This window comes from Bacillus sp. LJBS17, assembly GCF_019334685.1.
GTDB classification, from domain to species: Bacteria; Bacillota; Bacilli; order Bacillales; family Bacillaceae; genus Bacillus; species Bacillus subtilis.
Genome location: NZ_CP079759.1, coordinates 1611374 through 1631380 on the forward strand (window position 1 = coordinate 1611374; position 20007 = coordinate 1631380).

The window sequence follows — 20007 nt, forward strand, 5'->3', positions numbered from 1 at the left end:
GAAGAAATGTTAACGTACGATAATTGGGAAGAACCAACGATTACATTTCCGGAAGACGATCCTTACAAAGGAGCGCTGTCAGTTTTAAAATGGGCATACGGCCATTACGGCAATCAGCTTGTTTATGCCTGCAGTTTCGGAATTGAGGGAATCGTTCTGATTGACTTAATTTATAAAGTGAAAAAAGACGCAGAGATTGTGTTTCTTGATACAGGACTTCATTTTAAAGAAACCTATGAAACAATTGAACGAGTGAAAGAGCGTTGTCCGGGTCTTAATATCATCCTGAAAAAACCAGACCTCACCCTTGAGGAACAAGCCGAAGAACATGGTGACAAACTGTGGGAAAGAGAGCCGAATCAGTGCTGCTATCTTAGAAAGGTCGTTCCTTTAAGAGAGGCGCTTTCAGGACATCCAGCCTGGCTTTCCGGCCTGCGTCGTGATCAAGGGCCAAGCCGTGCCAATACGAATTTCTTAAACAAAGATGAAAAATTCAAGTCAGTAAAAGTTTGCCCGCTTATCCATTGGACTTGGAAAGACATTTGGAGATACACATCCCGGAATGAACTGGACTACAATCCGCTTCATGACCAAGGATATCCAAGTATTGGCTGTGCGCCTTGCACTGCTCCCGCTTTTACAGCAGAGGATTTGCGCTCAGGCAGATGGAATGGTATGGCGAAAACAGAATGCGGACTGCATGAATAAGGAGCTGCAAAATGGAATTAGCCGCTATTTTATTTAGCTTGTTTTTCGCGATGAATATTGGTGCAAGCGGCGCTGCAGCTTCGATGGGGGTTGCTTACGGCTCCGGAGCCATCAAAAAGAAAACCTACGCTTTGATCCTATGCGCAGTCGGTGTCTTTGCCGGGGCGGTCATTGGCGGAGGCGAGGTTGTAAAAACAATCAGCTCCGGCATTATTCCTGAGCAGACGATTACACTGACGATTGTTTGCATCATTATTGGAGCTGCTGCCCTGTCGCTCTTTACTGCTAATCTGCTCGGCATTCCTTTGTCGACAAGTGAAGTAACAGTCGGCGCGGTTGTCGGCGTGGGAGTGGCTTATAAAGTATTGTTTGTGAACAATCTTCTGATCATTGTGTCATTTTGGGTTTTTGTCCCGCTGTTCGCTTTCGGCTTCACCTATTTCGTATCTAAGCTGTTTCGTTATTTTAAGATTGAAGTAAAATCTTCTAAAAAGCAAAAAATCCTCGGCGTTGTTTTGTTAGTTGCCGGATTTTTCGAAGCATTCTCTGCCGGCATGAATAACGTGGCGAATGCTGTTGGCCCGTTAGTAGCTGCCGGTGTGCTTGATGTCGGAAAAGGAACCTTGTATGGAGGAGCTTTTGTTGCTCTTGGCGCACTGTTATTAGGCCGGCGTGTGCTAGAAACAAACGGGAAGAAAATTACGAGATTCTCCAAAGGGGAAGGCATTCTCTTATCCGGTACAGGAGCCGGACTGGTGATCATCAGTTCTGTATTTGGGATGCCGGTGCCCTTGGCGCAAGTCACGTCATCGTCTATTATCGGAATAGGCATGGCAAAAAACGGTCCGAACGTGTTCCATAAACAAGTTGTTCAAACGATGCTGAAGGTATGGATCGTATCGCCGTTTTTATCTTTATCGATTTCTTATCTGCTTGTATCCTTGTTTTTAAAAGCAGATTATTATTCGATCTTTATCATGGTAAGTGTGCTTTTAGCGGCGGGGGGTGCCGTCAGCCTGACAAAGGCCATTCGTAAAGAGAGACGCTCAGTCCACGAACAAGGCGGGGGAATCTGATCATTAATCTGAGTAATTTTATAAGTTAACTAGGAGGAGATGGATATTATGAGCTTAGCACCACACGGAGGAACATTAGTAAACAGAGTAGATGAATCATATGATGTGAGCGGCATCCAAAAAGAAATTGAACTTGATTTAATTTCTTTCGCGGATTTGGAATTGATCGGTATCGGTGCATACAGCCCGATTGAAGGTTTCTTTAATGAAAAAGATTACGTATCTGTAGTCGAAAACATGCGTCTTTCTTCCGGCGTTGTCTGGTCTCTTCCGATCACGCTTCCGGTCGATGCGCAAAAAGCAGCGGAACTGTCACTTGGTGAAACGGTAAAGTTAACGTATGAAGGAGAAACATACGGCGTTATCCAAATCGAAGATCTGTACGTGCCTGACAAACAAAAAGAAGCTGTCAATGTGTACAAAACAGATGAACAGGAGCATCCTGGTGTTAAAAAGCTGTTCAGCCGCGGCAATACATATGTCGGCGGGCCGATTACGTTGATTAAAAAAGCTTCAAAACAGTTCCCTGAATTTACATTTGAACCGTCAGAAACGAGACGCCAGTTTGCGGAAAAAGGCTGGGAAACCATTGTCGGTTTCCAAACAAGAAACCCTGTTCACAGAGCGCATGAATACATTCAAAAAACGGCTCTTGAAACAGTAGACGGCTTGTTCTTGAATCCGTTAGTAGGTGAAACAAAATCTGATGACATTCCAGCTGATGTACGGATGGAAAGCTACCAAGTGCTTCTTGATCATTATTACCCGAAAGATCGCGTTTTCCTTGGTGTCTTTTTAGCGGCGATGCGTTATGCAGGCCCTAGAGAAGCAATTTTCCACGCGCTTGTCAGAAAGAACTACGGCTGCACACATTTCATCGTCGGCCGTGATCATGCAGGTGTAGGCGACTATTACGGAACATACGAAGCACAGGAGCTGTTTGACACATTTAAACCTGAAGAACTCGGAATTACACCGCTGAAATTTGAGCACAGCTTCTTCTGTAAAAAATGCGGAAATATGGGAACAGCAAAAACATGCCCTCATGGCAGAGAGCATCACGTCATTTTATCAGGCACTAAGGTAAGAGGTATGCTGAGAGACGGTGTGCTGCCGCCTGCTGAATTCAGTCGAAAAGAAGTCGTAGAAGTGTTAATCAAAGGGATGAAGAAAAAAGAAGAAGTAGGCGTATCTTAAGGAGGACTGGCAGTGACAAATCGCGATATTGTATGGCATGAAGCCTCTATCACAAAAGAAGAGTACCAGCAAAAAAACAAGCATAAAAGCTCCATTCTCTGGCTGACAGGGTTAAGCGGCTCAGGCAAATCAACCATTGCCAACGCCGCTGCGAGAGAATTGTTTGAGCAAGGCTACCAAGTGATTGTGCTTGACGGGGATAATATCCGTCACGGCTTAAATAAGGATCTTGGTTTTTCTGATGAAGACCGAAAAGAAAACATCCGCCGAATCGGAGAGGTGGCAAAGCTTTTTGTTCAGCAGGGAACCATTGTGATTACTGCTTTTATCTCTCCTTTCCGCGAGGACAGGCAACAGGTTCGCGAGCTTGTGGAAGCGGGCGAATTTAATGAAGTCTACATTAAATGCGACCTTGATATTTGTGAACAAAGAGATCCGAAAGGACTTTACAAAAAAGCAAGAAACGGAGAGATTCCGTTCTTTACAGGAATTGATTCACCTTATGAAGAACCGGAAGCTCCAGAGCTCGTTCTTGATTCAGGACAGCATGACCGTGAAGCGTGTAAAAATCAGCTGATCGAGTTTGTTAAACAAAAATTGAGCTGAATATGATCTGCTGCGTTCTTCTCAGATGCCGGAATGCAAGCGAGAACATCATCACAGCGAATCTTCTGGAAGAACTCGAATAGATCGGGGGAAATACGATGGGGAAAGTATATATTGTAGGAGCGGGTCCCGGTGACCCTGATCTGCTGACAATTAAAGCGCTGAAAGCCATTGAAAAAGCTGATGTCATCTTATATGACAGATTAGTAAATAAAGAGATTTTACAATATGCCAAAGAGCAAGCAGACCTGATCTACTGCGGGAAGCTTCCGGATTTTCATACGATGAAGCAGGAAACCATCAATCGATTTCTTGTGAAGTATGCGCAAAAAGGGAAAATGGTTGTCAGACTGAAAGGCGGAGACCCTTTTGTGTTCGGGAGAGGAGGGGAAGAAGCGGAATGCCTCTCTGAAAATGGAATTCCGTTTGAAATCATCCCCGGCATTACGTCTGGAATCGCGGCAGCCGCTTATGCCGGAATTCCTGTTACTCATCGGGAGGCGGGCTCTAATGTCGCTTTTGTAACGGGTCACTATAAAAAAGAAGAAGATTTTGAGGAAAAGTGGAAAGCGCTGGCTACAGGAATTGATACACTTGTCATCTATATGGGTATCAAAAACGTGCAGCAGATTGAGAGAAAACTCCTTGAAAATGGCCGGGACGGTTCTACGCCGGCAGCCTTTATTCATTGGGGAACAACGGACAAGCAAAAATCTGTTTTTTGTACAGTTGACACCCTTTCAGAAACGGTGATAAAAGAAAACATTACAAATCCGAGTTTAATTGTCATTGGAAATGTTGTAAATTATCACTATAAGCTGGAATGGTTTGAATCTGAACTGAAAAAACAAGATTTAAGCGAGGCGTTGTAAAAATGAAACAAGCAATTTTATATGTCGGCCACGGCAGCCGGGTCAAAAAAGCGCAGCAAGAAGCCGCAGCCTTTTTGGAAGGATGTAAGGCCCACATCTCTGTGCCAGTACAAGAAATCAGCTTTTTAGAGCTTCAGGAGCCGGCAATTGAGACAGGATTTGAAGCATGTGTGAAGCAAGGCGCCACTCATATCGCAGTGGTGCCTCTGCTTCTTTTAACAGCTGCGCATGCAAAACATGATATTCCGGAAGAAATTGTCCGTGTTGCATCTCGATATCCATCAGTCCGTATTTCATACGGAAAGCCGATCGGGATTGACAAAGAAGTAGTCAAGGCTGTATATCACCGAATGAAAGACATAGGTGTTCCGTATGAAAATGCCAGAGTGGTGCTCATCGGAAGGGGAAGTTCAGATCCAGATGTCAAAAGAGACGTAACCGGAATTGCTAATCTTCTTCAGGAAATGGTTCCAGTGAAGGAAGTCATTCCGTGCTTTTTGACAGCATGCGGCCCGAATTACAAAGAGGTTTTTTCAGAACTTAAAAAAGATGACGGCATAACAACCTTTATCGTTCCATATTTGCTCTTTACGGGTATGCTGATGAATGAAATCGAACGAGAGGTTCAGAAATTAAAAGCTCATAATCCGAACGTCTACCTCTCTTCCTATATCGGTTTTCATCCTCATGTGAAAAACGCATTTTTGAACCGTGTGAGAGAAACTGCGGCAAATCCTGAGGGACAATTTGATTTTGATGGAGGTTCATATGCTTCCGCTGCACATTAGCCTGGAAAAGAAGAAGGTTGTCATTGCGGGGGGCGGAAGCATCGCTCTCAGAAGGCTGAAAACGGTGATTTCTGAGGGAGCTGATATAACGCTCGTCAGTCCGGATGTTGAACCGGAAATCAAGCAAATGGCAGAAGAGCGACGTATCAAATGGGAAAAACGGACAATTGAAAAAGAAGATTATCTCAATGCTTTCTTCATTATTGCTGCGACGGATAATGCGGCAGTGAACAAAGAAATTGCCCAATCCGCTTCGCCTTTTCAGCTTGTCAATTGTGTCAGTGACGCTGAGCTTGGCAATGTATATATGCCGAAAATCGTAAAAAGAGGGCATGTCACTGTGTCTGTTTCTACAAGCGGAGCCAGTCCAAAGCACACTAAAGAGCTTGCTGAAAACGTGGATAAGCTGATTGACGGCGATTTTGTTGCTGAAGTGAACAGGCTTTATCAGGTGAGAAGAAAGAAATAAGCCAGAGCATACAAATGCTCTGGCTTTTATTTATGCGGCTCAGCTTTTTTTGAGCTTGATGACAGTATCAGCATCAGGCGTGACAAAGACGGTATGCTGGCTGTCATAGGTGACGAAACCGGGTTTCGCGCCGTTTGGTTTTTTGACATGCCTGATTTTTGTATAATCTACAGGCACTGAACTTGAATCTTTAGCTTTTGAAAAATAAGCTGCAATTGTCGCGGCTTCCATGATTGTTTGCTCATCCGGTTCGCTGCTTCTGATCACAACGTGGGAGCCGGGAATGTCCTTCGTGTGAAGCCAGATATCGTCTCTAGCCGCCGCTCTGGTCGTTAAATATTCATTTTGACGATTGTTCTTACCCACTAAAATTGTCAGGCCTGAGGTGGATTCATATGTTTCTAACACCGGATTGTGCGGTTTTTGCTTTTTCTGGCCCTTTTGCTGCTTAGGGCGCAAATATTTGCCCTCAACAAGCTCTTCCCTGATTTCACTGATATCCCGGGGAGAAGCGGACGAAAGCTGCTGAATCAGCTGATCAAAATATTCGATCTCTTCCTGTGCCAGCCGGATTTGCTCCTCGACAACTGCGACCGAATTTTTCGCTTTCTGATATTTCGTGAAATAGGCCTGTGCGTTTTCAGAAGGCGTTTTGTTCGGGTTTAAAGGAATCGTGATTGTCGGGCTTTCTTCATCATAATAATTGATGACCTCAGCCTGTTTATCACCTTTTTTCAGCATATATAAATTAGCGGTTAAAAGCTCCCCGTAAAGCTGAAATTCCTTCGCGTTTTCCGAATACTCCAGGGTTTTCTCTAATTTTTTGATTTTGTTGGCATTCTTCTTCCGTTCGTTCACAACAAAACGCTCAAGATCCTGAGCCTGCTGTTTGACTCGGTCTCGTTCAGCTTTTCCGAAATAAAAACGGTCGAGCAGTTCGCTTAATGAATCAAAACGGCGCGCTTCGCCCTTTAGATGAGTCAGCTCCAGTAAATAAAAATATTCCTTTCCGTTTACAGTCGTAATGTTGGGAATGAAACGGTGCTCTTTCACTTCGGCAAACAGTGCCAGCAACGCTTTTGGCAGTGTGACTTTGTTGGCAAGACCTGCTCTGTGAACCGCTTCTTTGGCGAAAAGCGGAGACACGCCAGAAAAGTGGTCGACAATTTGTTTATCAAGCCTTCCTTCTTGAAAGCTGAGGTGACGCAAAATATCATCTTCTGACGCCTCAAGAGGCGATATTTTGTCCTGAGCAGGCGGAAGCTTATAATCTTGGCCGGGCAGTACTGTACGGTAGCTGTTCATTGACGGTGATAAATGCTTAAGTCCGTCGATAATCACATTTTCTGCTGCGTCAGTCAAAATGATATTGCTGTGACGGCCCATAATTTCTACATAAAGCTTTCGTACGGTTTCATCGCCAATTTCGTTTCGGCTTTTGATATGAAAAATCATAATGCGGTCTAAGCCCGCTTGTTCAATTTTCTCAATGAATCCGCCTTCGATATGCTTTCTCAGCAACATGCAAAACATTGGCGGTTCGCTTGGATTTTCATAAGCTTGTGCCGTGATATGCACCCGTGAATAGCTCGGATGTGCCGATAATAATAGTTTTTGGTTTTTTCCCTTGGCACGTATGTGGAAAATCACATCGTGCTTATATGGCTGATGGACTTTTGTAATTCGTCCGCCCATTATTTTCTCGTTAAGTTCGTGTGTCATTCCGTATGTAAACATGCCATCAAACGACATATGCAATACACCCTCTCATTCTTCCTGCATTCGATAATTATAGCATGAAATGGGACGAGTCAGAATAAGCATGCTTATAGAGTGATATCTCTATAAGAGAGCAGGGGAGTGGACGAGCGGAATGAAGTTTCATGAAATGGGACAAACAGATTTACTAGAGGCAACCAATACGTCCATGAAACAAGGATTAACAGAAAAAGAGGTAAAAAAACGCCTTGACAAGCATGGACCAAACGAGCTGCAAGAAGGGAAAAAAACTTCAGCGCTTCTCTTGTTTTTCGCGCAGTTCAAAGATTTTATGGTGCTTGTGCTTCTGGCGGCAACGTTAATCTCAGGATTTCTTGGTGAATATGTAGATGCGGTTGCGATTATTGCGATTGTGTTTGTGAATGGCATACTCGGTTTCTTTCAAGAAAGGCGTGCTGAGCAATCCCTTCAGGCTTTAAAAGAGCTTTCAACACCGCATGTCATGGCACTAAGGGAAGGAAGCTGGACAAAGATTCCTTCTAAGGAACTGGTGCCGGGGGATATTGTGAAATTTACGAGCGGGGACAGAATTGGCGCAGACGTTCGAATTGTTGAAGCGAGAAGCCTTGAAATAGAAGAATCAGCGCTGACCGGGGAATCAATCCCGGTTGTGAAGCATGCTGATAAATTGAAAAAACCGGATGTTTCACTCGGCGATATTACCAATATGGCATTTATGGGAACGATTGTGACCCGCGGCAGCGGTGTCGGGGTTGTCGTCGGGACAGGAATGAATACGGCTATGGGGAAAATTGCCGACATGCTTGAATCAGCAGGGACATTGTCAACCCCGCTGCAAAGAAGACTGGAGCAGCTCGGAAAGATTTTGATTGTTGTTGCATTGCTTCTGACCGTACTTGTCGTTGCTGTCGGTGTTATTCAGGGTCATGATCTGTACAGTATGTTTTTAGCAGGTGTCTCGTTAGCGGTAGCCGCTATTCCGGAGGGGCTGCCGGCGATTGTGACAGTGGCGCTTTCGCTTGGTGTACAGAGGATGATTAAACAAAAATCCATTGTTAGAAAGCTTCCTGCTGTTGAAACGCTTGGGTGTGCGTCTATCATTTGTTCAGATAAAACAGGGACAATGACCCAAAACAAAATGACGGTGACACATGTTTGGTCCGGGGGGAAAACATGGAGAGTGGCAGGGGCCGGCTATGAACCGAAAGGAAGCTTCACACTAAACGAAAAAGAGATCAGTGTCAATGAACATAAGCCGCTTCAGCAGATGCTTCTGTTCGGAGCGCTTTGTAACAACTCCAATATTGAGAAAAGAGACGGCGAATATGTGCTTGACGGAGATCCGACAGAGGGAGCGCTGCTCACCGCGGCAAGAAAAGGCGGTTTTTCAAAGGAGTTTGTTGAATCAAACTACCGGGTGGTCGAAGAATTTCCGTTTGATTCTGCACGGAAAATGATGACTGTCATCGTAGAGGATCAAGACAGAAAGCGCTATATCATTACAAAAGGTGCACCGGATGTACTGATGCAGCGATCTTCCCGTATTTATTATGACGGCTCAGCGGCTCTTTTTTCAAATGAAAGAAAAGCAGAAACAGAGGCGGTATTAAGACATTTGGCATCACAGGCGCTCAGAACGATAGCCGTCGCCTACAGGCCGATAAAAGCAGGCGAAACACCGTCAATGGAGCAGGCGGAAAAAGATCTGACCATGCTTGGCCTTTCAGGTATCATTGATCCCCCGCGGCCGGAAGTCAGACAGGCGATAAAAGAATGCCGTGAAGCAGGAATTAAGACCGTTATGATTACAGGTGATCATGTAGAAACTGCTAAAGCGATAGCGAAAGACTTGCGCCTCCTTCCGAAAAGCGGCAAAATCATGGACGGCAAGATGCTGAATGAACTTTCTCAAGAAGAGCTTTCTCATGTGGTGGAGGATGTATATGTATTTGCCCGCGTTTCCCCTGAACATAAACTAAAAATCGTAAAAGCCTATCAGGAGAACGGGCATATTGTGGCGATGACGGGAGACGGCGTCAATGATGCTCCTGCCATTAAACAAGCTGATATCGGAGTCTCTATGGGCATTACCGGGACAGATGTGGCCAAAGAAGCATCATCTCTTGTTCTCGTAGATGATAATTTTGCGACGATTAAATCAGCGATAAAAGAAGGCAGGAACATCTACGAAAATATCAGGAAGTTTATCAGATACCTGCTGGCGTCTAACGTCGGAGAAATCCTTGTCATGCTGTTTGCGATGCTGCTCGCCCTTCCTTTACCGCTCGTTCCGATTCAGATTTTGTGGGTCAACTTGGTGACGGACGGATTGCCGGCAATGGCGCTCGGCATGGATCAGCCGGAAGGAGACGTCATGAAGCGCAAGCCCCGTCATCCGAAAGAAGGGGTATTTGCCCGCAAGCTAGGATGGAAGGTCGTTTCCAGAGGATTTTTAATCGGAGTTGCCACTATTTTAGCGTTTATCATTGTGTACCACCGCAATCCGGAAAACTTAGCTTATGCCCAGACGATCGCGTTTGCCACATTGGTGCTCGCTCAGCTTATTCACGTGTTTGACTGCCGCAGCGAAACTTCTGTTTTCTCTAGAAATCCGTTTCAAAACCTGTATTTAATCGGCGCGGTATTGTCATCCATTTTGCTGATGCTTGTAGTAATCTACTATCCGCCGCTTCAGCCGATTTTCCATACTGTAGCCATCACGCCGGGGGACTGGATGCTCGTCATCGGTATGTCCGCCATCCCTACTTTTTTGCTGGCGGGGTCACTTTTAACAAGAAAAAAATAAATTCATATGATATAATCTTAGGGGTAATAGCGTGTCTATTGCCCTTTTATTATGAGAACAGGGAAGAATTGGGTGTTTTAAAATGATACGAAGTATGACAGGCTTCGGCAGTGCAAGCAAAACACAAGACGATCTCTCTGTAAGCGTTGAACTTAAATCTGTGAACTACAGATTTAAAGAAGTGAACGCTCGTTTGCCAAGGCCTTTGCTATATTTTGAAGATAAGCTGAAACAGACCATTCTGCAGCATATTCAGCGCGGAAGAATTGAGCTTTTCGTATCCGTTGACAGTGATATGCTTGTTGAGAAAAGGCTTGAAATTGATTGGCCGCTGCTCGATGAGTTTGTCGCAGCCGCGAGAGATATGAAGAAGCGGTATCAATTGTCTGCAGAGCCCGATGTAATGGATTTCTTTAAGCTTGATCATGTCGTCCAGGTTCATGAAGAACAGACGCAAAATGACAAGCTGGAGGCGTTGATCATCGATGCTGCAGAAGAAGCGGTAAAAGGTCTCTGTGAAATGCGTGAAAAAGAGGGGCTGCTCTTAGCGAAAGACTGCCTGATGCATATTGACCAGCTTGAAGAGCTGGTGAGAGAAACTGAATTGCTGGCTGCAGATGTCGTATCTCGTTACCGGGAACGGCTGTACGCCAGAATCAAAGAATGGACTGAAGATGTATTAGACGAGAGCCGGCTTGTAACAGAATGCGCTATTTTTGCAGACCGCTCTGATATCACTGAAGAGATTACAAGGCTGAAGAGCCACTTCGCCCAGTTTCGTGATATATTAGCTAGTGGCGGAGCTGTCGGGCGCAAACTCGACTTTCTTGTTCAGGAGCTCAATCGGGAAGCAAATACGATCGGCTCAAAAGCAAATGATCATCAGATCACAAAGCTTGTCGTTGAAATGAAAAGTTCTATTGAAAAAATAAAAGAACAAGTGCAAAATATAGAATAGTGACTGTGCGTATTGTTTACAGACGGTCTTACTAGGCTAAACTAGAGACGTCTATTTTACAGGGGGAACGTAGAAGATGACGATTAAACTGATTAATATCGGATTTGGCAATATCATCTCCGCCAATCGGATGATTTCGATTGTCAGCCCGGAGTCTGCGCCAATCAAACGGATGATTCAGGATGCAAGAGACCGCGGAATGCTAATTGACGCTACATACGGACGAAGAACCCGTGCAGTTGTCGTCATGGATAGTGATCACATTATCTTATCTGCCGTCCAGCCTGAGACAGTTGCACACAGACTTTCTGTTAAAGAAGAAATTATGGATGAAGGGCAGGGGTAATTGCCGCATGAAAGAAAGAGGGTTATTAATCGTTCTCTCAGGTCCCTCAGGAGTTGGTAAAGGAACGGTTCGACAAGCGATCTTTTCGCAGGAAGACACAAAATTTGAATATTCGATTTCAGTAACCACAAGAAGTCCAAGAGAGGGCGAAGTGAACGGAGTCGATTATTTTTTCAAAACAAGAGACGAATTCGAACAAATGATTGCGGACAACAAGCTGCTTGAATGGGCAGAGTATGTCGGCAATTATTACGGCACGCCAGTCGATTATGTTGAACAGACGCTTCAAGATGGAAAAGACGTCTTTTTAGAAATTGAAGTTCAAGGGGCTCTTCAAGTGAGAAATGCTTTCCCGGAAGGCCTGTTTATTTTCCTTGCGCCTCCAAGCCTTTCTGAACTGAAAAACAGAATCGTGACACGAGGCACAGAAACAGACGCTCTGATTGAAAATCGAATGAAAGCCGCAAAAGCTGAGATCGAAATGATGGATGCTTATGACTATGTCGTTGAAAACGATAATGTCGAAACGGCTTGCGATAAAATCAAAGCAATCGTTCTTGCTGAACATTTGAAGCGTGAACGCGTTGCACCAAGATATAAGAAAATGCTGGAGGTTGAATAATCAATGTTAGATCCGTCAATTGATTCTTTAATGAATAAATTAGATTCAAAATATACGCTGGTGACTGTTTCTGCGAGACGCGCACGTGAAATGCAAATCAAAAAAGACCAAATGATTGAACATACGATTTCACACAAATATGTAGGCAAAGCTTTAGAAGAAATTGATGCAGGCCTGCTTTCGTTTGAAAAGGAAGACCGCGAATAGTAGCACAAGTAGCAACCTATATCATGTAGGTTGTTATTTTTTTCCGTGCGGTTTTGTAAAGTGCAGAGGGGGAGAATTTATTGCTTAACAATCGAAATGTGTTACTTTGCGTGAGCGGAGGCATCGCTGTTTATAAAGCCTGTGCGTTAACGAGCAAGCTGGTTCAGGCAGGAGCAAATGTCAAAGTGATTATGACTGAATCCGCTTGCCGATTCGTTTCACCGCTGACATTTCAGGCATTGAGCCGCCACGAAGTCTATACAGATACATTTAAAGAACAAAATCCAAGCGTTATTTCTCATATTGATGCTGCAGACTGGGCTGACTTGATTATCGTAGCACCGGCTACTGCAAATGTGATTGGAAAACTGGCAAACGGCATCGCTGATGATATGCTGACGACAACATTGTTGGCAGCAACGGCTCCCGTTTGGATCGCGCCGGCAATGAACGTTCATATGTATGACCACCCGGCAGTCAAACGAAACATTTCTGTTCTTTATCAGGACGGTTATCGTTTTATTGAGCCAAGTGAGGGCTATTTAGCATGCGGTTACGTAGGAAAAGGCAGATTGGAAGAGCCGGAAAACATCGTAAAGCTGGCCGAAAAACATTTTGCTGAAGAAACATCCGCTCCTTTAGAAGGCAAGCATGTGGTCATTACAGCCGGTCCAACGCGGGAAGCGGTTGATCCTGTCCGGTTTTTTACCAATAAATCGACGGGCAAAATGGGCTACGCACTAGCGGAGGCTGCTGTTCAGCTCGGCGCACGGGTAACCTTAATTTCTGGGCCTGTTTCACTTGGTCAGCCTAAAGGCCTTGCTGAGTTTATCCCGGTTCAATCGGCTGCGGATATGCGCGAAGCTGTGCTCTCTGTGTATGACGCAAGCGATATAGTCATTAAAACAGCTGCGGTAGCCGATTTTACGCCGAAAACAGTATTTGACCATAAAATGAAAAAACAAGACGGCGGCATGACCTTAGAACTGAAAAGAACAGTCGATATTTTGAAAGAATTGGGCGAGAAAAAGAAAGAGCAGATTTTGGTCGGATTTGCCGCCGAAACACAAGACATTGAACACTATGCACGTAAAAAGCTCGCCGCTAAAAACCTTGATTTGATTGTGGCAAATGATGTGAAAGCAAATGGGGCCGGTTTTGGTGCTGATACGAATATCGTGACAATCTTTCTCAAAGACGGGCATAAACGCGAACTTCCGATCATGTCTAAGCTCGATGTTTCTTTTGAAATCCTTCAGGAGATCGCAGCCCTCTCAAAACAAACCGGAGAGCGCTCATGAATTTTGCAGAAGTCATCGTTGATGTCAGCACCAAAAATATAGACAGGCCTTTTGATTATAAAATCCCAGACCATCTCAAGGGCATGATCAAAACGGGGATGCGGGTCATTGTTCCGTTTGGCCCCCGTAAGATTCAAGGGTTTGTGACAGCAGTCAAAGAAGCATCTGACCTATCGGGAAAATCTGTCAAGGAAGTAGAGGATTTATTAGATCTTACACCTGTTCTGACAGAGGAGCTTATGGATCTGTCATCATGGCTGTCAGACAAAACGCTTTCTTTTAAAATAACGGCGCTTCAAGCAATGCTGCCTGCCGCCTTAAAGGCGAAATATGAAAAAGAATTAAAAATTGCACACGGCGCCGATCTTCCGCCGCAAGTGGAACGGCTGTTTTCTGAAACAAAGACGCTGCTGTATTCAGATATACCCGATCATGATACGCTGAAACTGATTCAAAGGCATGTTCAAAAAGGGGCCATTGACGTGACGTATAAAGTCGCGCAAAAAACCAATAAAAAAATGGTCAGGCATATTCAGGCAAATGCGAGTAAAGAAGAGCTTGCTAAGCAGGCTGAGGGATTGTCCCGCCAAGCAGCAAAACAGCAGGCGATTCTTCACTTTCTCATCTCTGAGCCGGAAGGTGTGAAAATTCCTGCAGCGGAATTGTGCAAAAAAACGGACACGAGCTCTGCAACCATCAAAACCCTTATCCAAAAAGGGCTTTTGAAGGAAAGCTATGAAGAGGTTTACAGAGATCCCTATCAGGACAAAATGTTCAAAAAAACAGAGCCCCTGCCGCTGACAGACGAACAGAGGGCTGCCTTTGAGCCCATACGCGAGACATTGGACAGCGATGACCATAAAGTGTTCCTCCTTCACGGCGTGACAGGAAGCGGAAAAACGGAAATTTATCTGCAATCAATTGAAAAAGTACTGGCGAAAGGAAAAGAAGCCATCGTCCTCGTACCGGAAATATCGCTGACGCCGCAAATGGTCAACCGCTTCAAGGGCCGCTTCGGCTCCCAGGTGGCAGTCATGCACAGCGGTTTATCCACAGGAGAAAAATATGACGAGTGGCGTAAAATCCACCGGAAGGAAGTACGGCTTGTCGTCGGTGCCAGATCCGCGATTTTTGCTCCGTTTGAAAATCTCGGAATGATAATCATCGATGAAGAGCACGAGTCTTCCTATAAACAGGAAGAAATGCCGCGCTATCATGCGAAAGAGGTGGCAATCAAGCGGGCTGAGCATCACAGCTGCCCGGTTGTATTAGGGAGTGCTACGCCGACATTAGAGTCATATGCAAGAGCGCAAAAGGGCGTATACGAGCTTCTTTCACTGAAGCACCGTGTTAACCACCGGGTGATGCCTGAGGTTTCGCTTGTCGATATGAGAGAGGAGCTTAGAAACGGCAATCGTTCAATGTTTTCAGTTGAATTGATGGAAAAGCTTGAAGAAACGATTGCCAAGGGTGAGCAGGCGGTGCTGTTTTTAAATAAGAGGGGCTATTCTTCCTTTGTGATGTGCAGGGATTGCGGCTATGTCCCGCAATGCCCGCACTGCGACATTTCCATGACGTATCATCGTTACGGCCAAAGGCTGAAATGCCATTATTGCGGACATGAAGAGCCTGTTCCGCACACTTGTCCTGAATGCGCAAGCGAGCATATCCGCTTTTTCGGAACGGGAACACAGCGAGTGGAGGAAGAGCTGACAAAAGTGCTGCCAAGTGCGAGAGTGATTCGGATGGATGTTGACACGACATCACGGAAAGGCGCCCATGAAAAATTACTGTCAGCTTTCGGAGAAGGAAAAGCGGATATTCTTCTCGGAACGCAAATGATTGCGAAAGGGCTTGATTTTCCGAATGTCACGCTTGTCGGAGTGTTAAGTGCTGATACAACACTTCATATTCCTGATTTCAGATCGGCTGAAAAAACATTTCAGCTGTTAACGCAAGTCAGCGGCCGGGCAGGCAGGCATGAAAAGCCCGGCCATGTCATCATTCAAACGTATACACCGTCTCATTACAGTATCCAGCTGACGAAAACACACGATTATGAAACGTTCTATCAGCATGAAATGGCGCACAGGAGAGAGCAATCCTATCCGCCATACTACTATTTGGCTCTTGTGACTGTTTCTCATGAGGAAGTGGCGAAAGCAGCGGTTACAGCTGAAAAGATCGCTCATTTTTTGAAAGCAAACTGCGGAGCTGACACGAAAATTCTCGGACCAAGCGCGTCGCCGATAGCCAGGATCAAAGATAGATATCGCTATCAATGCGTGATAAAATACAAACAGGAAACCCAGTTATCCGCTTTATTGAAGAAGATACTGGAACATTATAAACGCGAAATTGAACAAAAACATGTAATGATTTCAATTGATATGAATCCTTATATGATGATGTAAGATCTCACGTCTTGGAGGGTAACAAATTGGCAGTAAAAAAGGTCGTCACACATCCTGCGGAGGTTTTGGAAACACCTGCGGAAACCGTGACTGTTTTTGATAAAAAGCTAAAAAAACTGCTTGATGATATGTACGACACCATGCTTGAAATGGATGGTGTCGGACTGGCAGCGCCGCAAATCGGCATTTTAAAAAGAGCGGCCGTTGTAGACATCGGGGATGACAGAGGGAGAATTGATCTCGTTAATCCTGAAATTTTAGAAAAAAGCGGCGAGCAAACCGGAATTGAAGGATGCTTGAGCTTTCCTGGCGTCTATGGTGATGTCACACGTGCCGATTATGTCAAAGTGCGTGCGTTTAACCGTCAGGGAAAACCGTTCATTCTGGAAGCGCGAGGCTTTTTAGCAAGAGCCGTGCAGCATGAAATGGACCACTTAGACGGTGTGCTGTTTACATCTAAAATAAGTAAATACTATACAGAAGATGAACTAGCGGATATGGAAGGATGATTTGATGACGAGAATCGTATTTATGGGAACGCCGGATTTTTCAGTTCCTGTTTTAAGAACCCTGATAGAGGATGGATATGAAGTAGTGGGGGTCGTCACACAGCCGGACCGTCCGAAGGGCAGAAAAAAAGTCATGACACCTCCTCCGGTCAAGGAAGAGGCATTGCGCCACGGCATCCCGGTTCTTCAGCCGGAAAAAGTCAGATTGACAGAAGAAATTGAAAAAGTGCTGGCATTAAAGCCTGACCTGATTGTAACGGCGGCATTCGGACAAATTTTGCCTAAAGAGCTTCTCGACAGTCCAAAATACGGCTGCATTAACGTTCACGCATCCCTTTTGCCGGAACTGCGCGGCGGTGCTCCGATCCATTATTCCATTCTGCAGGGAAAGAAGAAAACCGGGGTTACCATTATGTATATGGTAGAAAAATTGGATGCGGGCGATATGATCTCAAAAGTGGAAGTGGACATTGAAGAAACCGACAATGTCGGAACACTGCACGATAAATTAAGCGTTGCTGGCGCGAAGCTATTGTCTGAAACGGTTCCAAACGTTATTGCCGGCAGCATTTCACCTGAAAAGCAGGATGAAGAGAAAGCGACATACGCGCCTAATATCAAAAGAGAGCAAGAGCTGCTCGACTGGTCCAGAACGGGCGAAGAGCTTTACAACCAGATCCGCGGCTTAAATCCATGGCCTGTTGCCTATACGACTCTAAACGGACAAAACTTGAAAGTATGGGCGTCGAAAAAAATACCGGCACCAACAACAGCTGAGCCCGGCACAGTCGTTGCGGTTGAAAAGGAAGGGATTATCGTTGCCACAGGTAACGATACGGCTCTGTTATTAACCGAACTCCAGCCGGCAGGCAAGAAACGAATGAAAGGCGAAGACTTTGTGCGAGGAGCTCATGTTGAAGCCGGTGATGTGTTAGGAGTAAACAATGAAAAAAACTAGTGTTCGTGACATCGCCCTTGAGGCGCTGATCAAATTAGAACAAAACCAGGCATACAGCAACCTGCTGCTGAAATCGGTCATTAAATCAAATGAACTGAGTGATCAGGACAGAGGGCTTTTGACTGAACTTGTCTATGGTACATTACAAAATAAGATCGCGCTTGATTATATGCTTAAACCGTTTATCAATAAGCCTCAAAAGGTAAAGCCGTGGGTGATTCAGCTTCTTCGCCTATCCTTATATCAAATGGAGTATTTAGAGAAGATTCCAGACAGGGCAGCCATCCATGAAGCGGTTGAGATTGCTAAAATCCGCGGACACAAAGGCATTGCTTCTTTTGTCAATGGCGTGCTTCGTTCTATCCAGCGCGAAGGTGTTCCATCCTTTGACGCCATCGAAGATCCTGTACGCAGGCTGGCGACAGAAACAAGCCATCCGGAATGGCTTGTGAAAGAGTGGGCGGATGCGTATGGGTTTGACGCGGCCGAAAAGATTTGCCGTATCCACCTCATTCCGCCGAAGCAGACGCTGCGTGTCAATCAAATGAAAGCAGGCAGAGCTGAGCTGCTTGACCAAATGGCTGCTGAGGGAATCGAAGTTGAAAAAGGCGATCTCGCTGAAGATGCTGTGAAGCTCTTAAAGGGATCAATTGCCGGAACTCATTTCTTCCAAAACGGCGAAGTATCCATCCAGGATGAGAGCTCCATGCTCGTCGCCCGCGCCCTTGATCCTAAGCCTGATGAAACAGTGCTTGACGCGTGTGCGGCGCCTGGCGGCAAGTCAGCTCATATCGCAGAATTAATGAAGAACAAGGGGAGCGTTACGTCGCTTGATCTTCACAAACATAAAGTGAAGCTGATCAAAGAAGCGGCAAACCGTCTTGGCCTGACAATCATTCATGCGGAGACAATGGATGCGAGAAAAGCGGGGGAAACGTTTGAAAACGAACAGTTTGACCGGATATTGGTTGATGCTCCGTGCTCAGGTTTCGGTGTTATCAGAAGAAAGCCGGACATGAAATACACGAAAAAGCCTGACGACAGCGCGCGTCTAGCTGAAATCCAGCTGTCGATCCTGAGGGAAATCGCACCATTAGTAAAAAAAGGTGGCACTCTTGTCTACAGTACGTGTACAATGGACCGGACAGAAAATGATGAAGTAATACATGCGTTTATACAAGAACATCCTGATTTTGAACCCGATTTGTCTCTTGAAAAGCGGCTGCCTGAAAAGGTGAGACCCTTTGTTCGGGATGGAAGGCTTCAAATCCTTCCTCATTATTTCGGAACAGATGGTTTCTTTATTTGCAGCATGAGAAAGAAGGGATAAGCAATGGCAGAACTTAATAAAACAAAAGTAAGAAAAGAATTGCGGACAGATCGTCCGTCGATTTATTCTTTTGAATTAGACGAAATTAAACAATGGCTGACAGACAACGGAGAGAAACCGTTCCGTGCGGCTCAGATTTTTGAATGGCTATATGAAAAACGCGTATCTTCTTTTGAAGAAATGACAAACCTCTCAAAGGATCTGCGTGAGAAATTAAACACTCACTTTGTGTTAACAACGCTGAAAACGGCTGTTAAACAAACCTCTCAAGACGGTACGATGAAGTTTTTGTTTGAGCTTCATGACGGTTATACCATCGAAACCGTTTTAATGAGACACGAGTATGGCAATTCTGTATGTGTAACGACACAAGTCGGCTGCCGTATTGGCTGCACATTTTGCGCGTCAACGCTTGGAGGCTTAAAACGAAACCTTGAAGCGGGGGAAATTGTCGCTCAAGTAGTTAAAGTGCAAAAAGCTCTTGATGAAACGGATGAACGCGTCAGCTCTGTCGTGATCATGGGAATCGGCGAACCTTTTGATAACTTTAACGAAATGCTCGCTTTCTTGAAAATCATTAACCATGACAAGGGCCTGAATATCGGTGCTCGCCATATTACGGTCTCTACGAGTGGAATCATCCCGAAAATTTACGAATTTGCTGATCAGCAAATGCAGATTAACTTTGCAATTTCTCTGCACGCGCCGAACACAGAAATCAGAAGCCGTTTGATGCCGATTAACAGAGCATATAAACTGCCTGATCTAATGGAAGCCGTTAAATATTATATTAATAAAACAGGACGCCGCATCAGCTTTGAATACGGGCTGTTCGGAGGCGTAAACGACCAGGTGGAACACGCCGAAGAGCTTGCCGACTTGCTGGAAGGAGTCAAATGCCACGTGAACTTGATTCCGGTAAACTACGTGCCTGAACGGGACTATGTGCGCACACCGCGTGATCAGATTTTTGCTTTTGAAAAAACGCTGAAATCCCGCGGAGTAAATGTCACAATCCGAAGAGAGCAAGGACATGACATTGACGCAGCCTGCGGTCAGCTTCGCGCGAAGGAGCGTCAAGACGAGACGAGGTGATGAGG

General features: G+C 45.2%; 19 protein-coding genes. 18 read left to right on the plus strand and 1 reads right to left on the minus strand.

Translation table 11 applies throughout. The features are described 5' to 3' along the window. The first annotated feature begins 6 nt into the window (after positions 1–6). The 7 genes from KXZ66_RS08345 (at position 7) to sirC (ending at position 5716) form a co-directional block, all read left to right on the plus strand. Positions 7–708, plus strand: coding sequence for a phosphoadenylyl-sulfate reductase (locus tag KXZ66_RS08345; protein ID WP_151870248.1), 702 nt, complete (start codon positions 7–9; stop codon positions 706–708). An 11-nt stretch (positions 709–719) separates the two neighbouring features. Continuing rightward, complete coding sequence (gene cysP / locus KXZ66_RS08350) at positions 720–1784, plus strand: sulfate permease (protein ID WP_014479750.1); 1065 nt, start codon at positions 720–722, stop codon at positions 1782–1784. Between the two features lie 48 nt (positions 1785–1832). Further along, positions 1833–2981 carry a sulfate adenylyltransferase gene (gene sat / locus KXZ66_RS08355; protein WP_003245745.1) on the plus strand — a complete coding sequence of 383 codons (1149 nt, stop codon included), beginning with the start codon at positions 1833–1835 and terminating at the stop codon, positions 2979–2981. A 12-nt stretch (positions 2982–2993) separates the two neighbouring features. Continuing rightward, on the plus strand, positions 2994–3587 hold the full coding sequence (gene cysC, locus KXZ66_RS08360) for an adenylyl-sulfate kinase (protein ID WP_015252120.1): 594 nt from the start codon (positions 2994–2996) through the stop codon (positions 3585–3587). Between the two features lie 98 nt (positions 3588–3685). Further along, positions 3686–4459, plus strand: coding sequence for a uroporphyrinogen-III C-methyltransferase (gene cobA / locus KXZ66_RS08365; RefSeq protein WP_029946173.1), 774 nt, complete (start codon positions 3686–3688; stop codon positions 4457–4459). 2 nt (positions 4460–4461) lie between these two features. After that, positions 4462–5247 (plus strand): sirohydrochlorin chelatase, encoded by a 786-nt coding sequence (sirB, locus tag KXZ66_RS08370; protein WP_049139974.1) that lies wholly within the window; start codon positions 4462–4464, stop codon positions 5245–5247. Next, entirely contained in the window at positions 5228–5716 is a 489-nt protein-coding gene (gene sirC / locus KXZ66_RS08375) for a precorrin-2 dehydrogenase (RefSeq protein WP_015715866.1), read from the plus strand. Before sirB ends, sirC begins: the two co-directional genes overlap by 20 nt. A 39-nt stretch (positions 5717–5755) precedes the next feature. Here the strand turns inward: sirC and rqcH are convergent, their stop codons facing one another. Further along, entirely contained in the window at positions 5756–7468 is a 1713-nt protein-coding gene (gene rqcH, locus KXZ66_RS08380) for a tRNA modification protein RqcH (RefSeq protein WP_021479315.1), read from the minus strand. Between the two features lie 121 nt (positions 7469–7589). Here rqcH and KXZ66_RS08385 point away from each other — a divergent pair, with 121 nt between their 5' ends. From KXZ66_RS08385 to rlmN, 11 genes are all read left to right on the plus strand, one after another. Then, entirely contained in the window at positions 7590–10262 is a 2673-nt protein-coding gene (locus KXZ66_RS08385; RefSeq protein ID WP_015252116.1) for a calcium-translocating P-type ATPase, SERCA-type, read from the plus strand. An 82-nt stretch (positions 10263–10344) separates the two neighbouring features. Beyond that, complete coding sequence (locus KXZ66_RS08390) at positions 10345–11220, plus strand: YicC/YloC family endoribonuclease (protein ID WP_009967215.1); 876 nt, start codon at positions 10345–10347, stop codon at positions 11218–11220. 76 nt (positions 11221–11296) lie between these two features. Further along, positions 11297–11566 (plus strand): extracellular matrix/biofilm regulator RemA, encoded by a 270-nt coding sequence (remA, locus tag KXZ66_RS08395; protein WP_003154355.1) that lies wholly within the window; start codon positions 11297–11299, stop codon positions 11564–11566. 7 nt (positions 11567–11573) lie between these two features. Next, positions 11574–12188 (plus strand): guanylate kinase, encoded by a 615-nt coding sequence (gene gmk, locus KXZ66_RS08400; protein WP_003232083.1) that lies wholly within the window; start codon positions 11574–11576, stop codon positions 12186–12188. Between the two features lie 3 nt (positions 12189–12191). Then, positions 12192–12395: a DNA-directed RNA polymerase subunit omega gene (gene rpoZ, locus KXZ66_RS08405; protein WP_003221520.1), complete on the plus strand. Its 204-nt coding sequence runs from the start codon at positions 12192–12194 to the stop codon at positions 12393–12395. Between the two features lie 80 nt (positions 12396–12475). Next, on the plus strand, positions 12476–13696 hold the full coding sequence (gene coaBC / locus KXZ66_RS08410) for a bifunctional phosphopantothenoylcysteine decarboxylase/phosphopantothenate--cysteine ligase CoaBC (protein ID WP_219144871.1): 1221 nt from the start codon (positions 12476–12478) through the stop codon (positions 13694–13696). Next, on the plus strand, positions 13693–16110 hold the full coding sequence (priA, locus tag KXZ66_RS08415; RefSeq protein ID WP_219144872.1) for a primosomal protein N': 2418 nt from the start codon (positions 13693–13695) through the stop codon (positions 16108–16110). The genes coaBC and priA overlap by 4 nt, the downstream gene beginning before the upstream one ends. 26 nt (positions 16111–16136) lie before the next feature. Next, positions 16137–16619, plus strand: a complete 483-nt coding sequence (def, locus tag KXZ66_RS08420; RefSeq protein ID WP_015383630.1) for a peptide deformylase — start codon at positions 16137–16139, stop codon at positions 16617–16619. A gap of 4 nt (positions 16620–16623) precedes the next feature. Then, the gene (fmt, locus tag KXZ66_RS08425) at positions 16624–17577 is read left to right on the plus strand and encodes a methionyl-tRNA formyltransferase (RefSeq protein ID WP_021479312.1); all 954 of its coding nucleotides are present in this window, start codon (positions 16624–16626) and stop codon (positions 17575–17577) included. Next, entirely contained in the window at positions 17564–18907 is a 1344-nt protein-coding gene (gene rsmB, locus KXZ66_RS08430; protein WP_049139978.1) for a 16S rRNA (cytosine(967)-C(5))-methyltransferase RsmB, read from the plus strand. Before fmt ends, rsmB begins: the two co-directional genes overlap by 14 nt. 3 nt (positions 18908–18910) lie before the next feature. After that, positions 18911–20002: a dual-specificity RNA methyltransferase RlmN gene (gene rlmN, locus KXZ66_RS08435; RefSeq protein ID WP_021479310.1), complete on the plus strand. Its 1092-nt coding sequence runs from the start codon at positions 18911–18913 to the stop codon at positions 20000–20002. Positions 20003–20007: the final 5 nt, after the last annotated feature.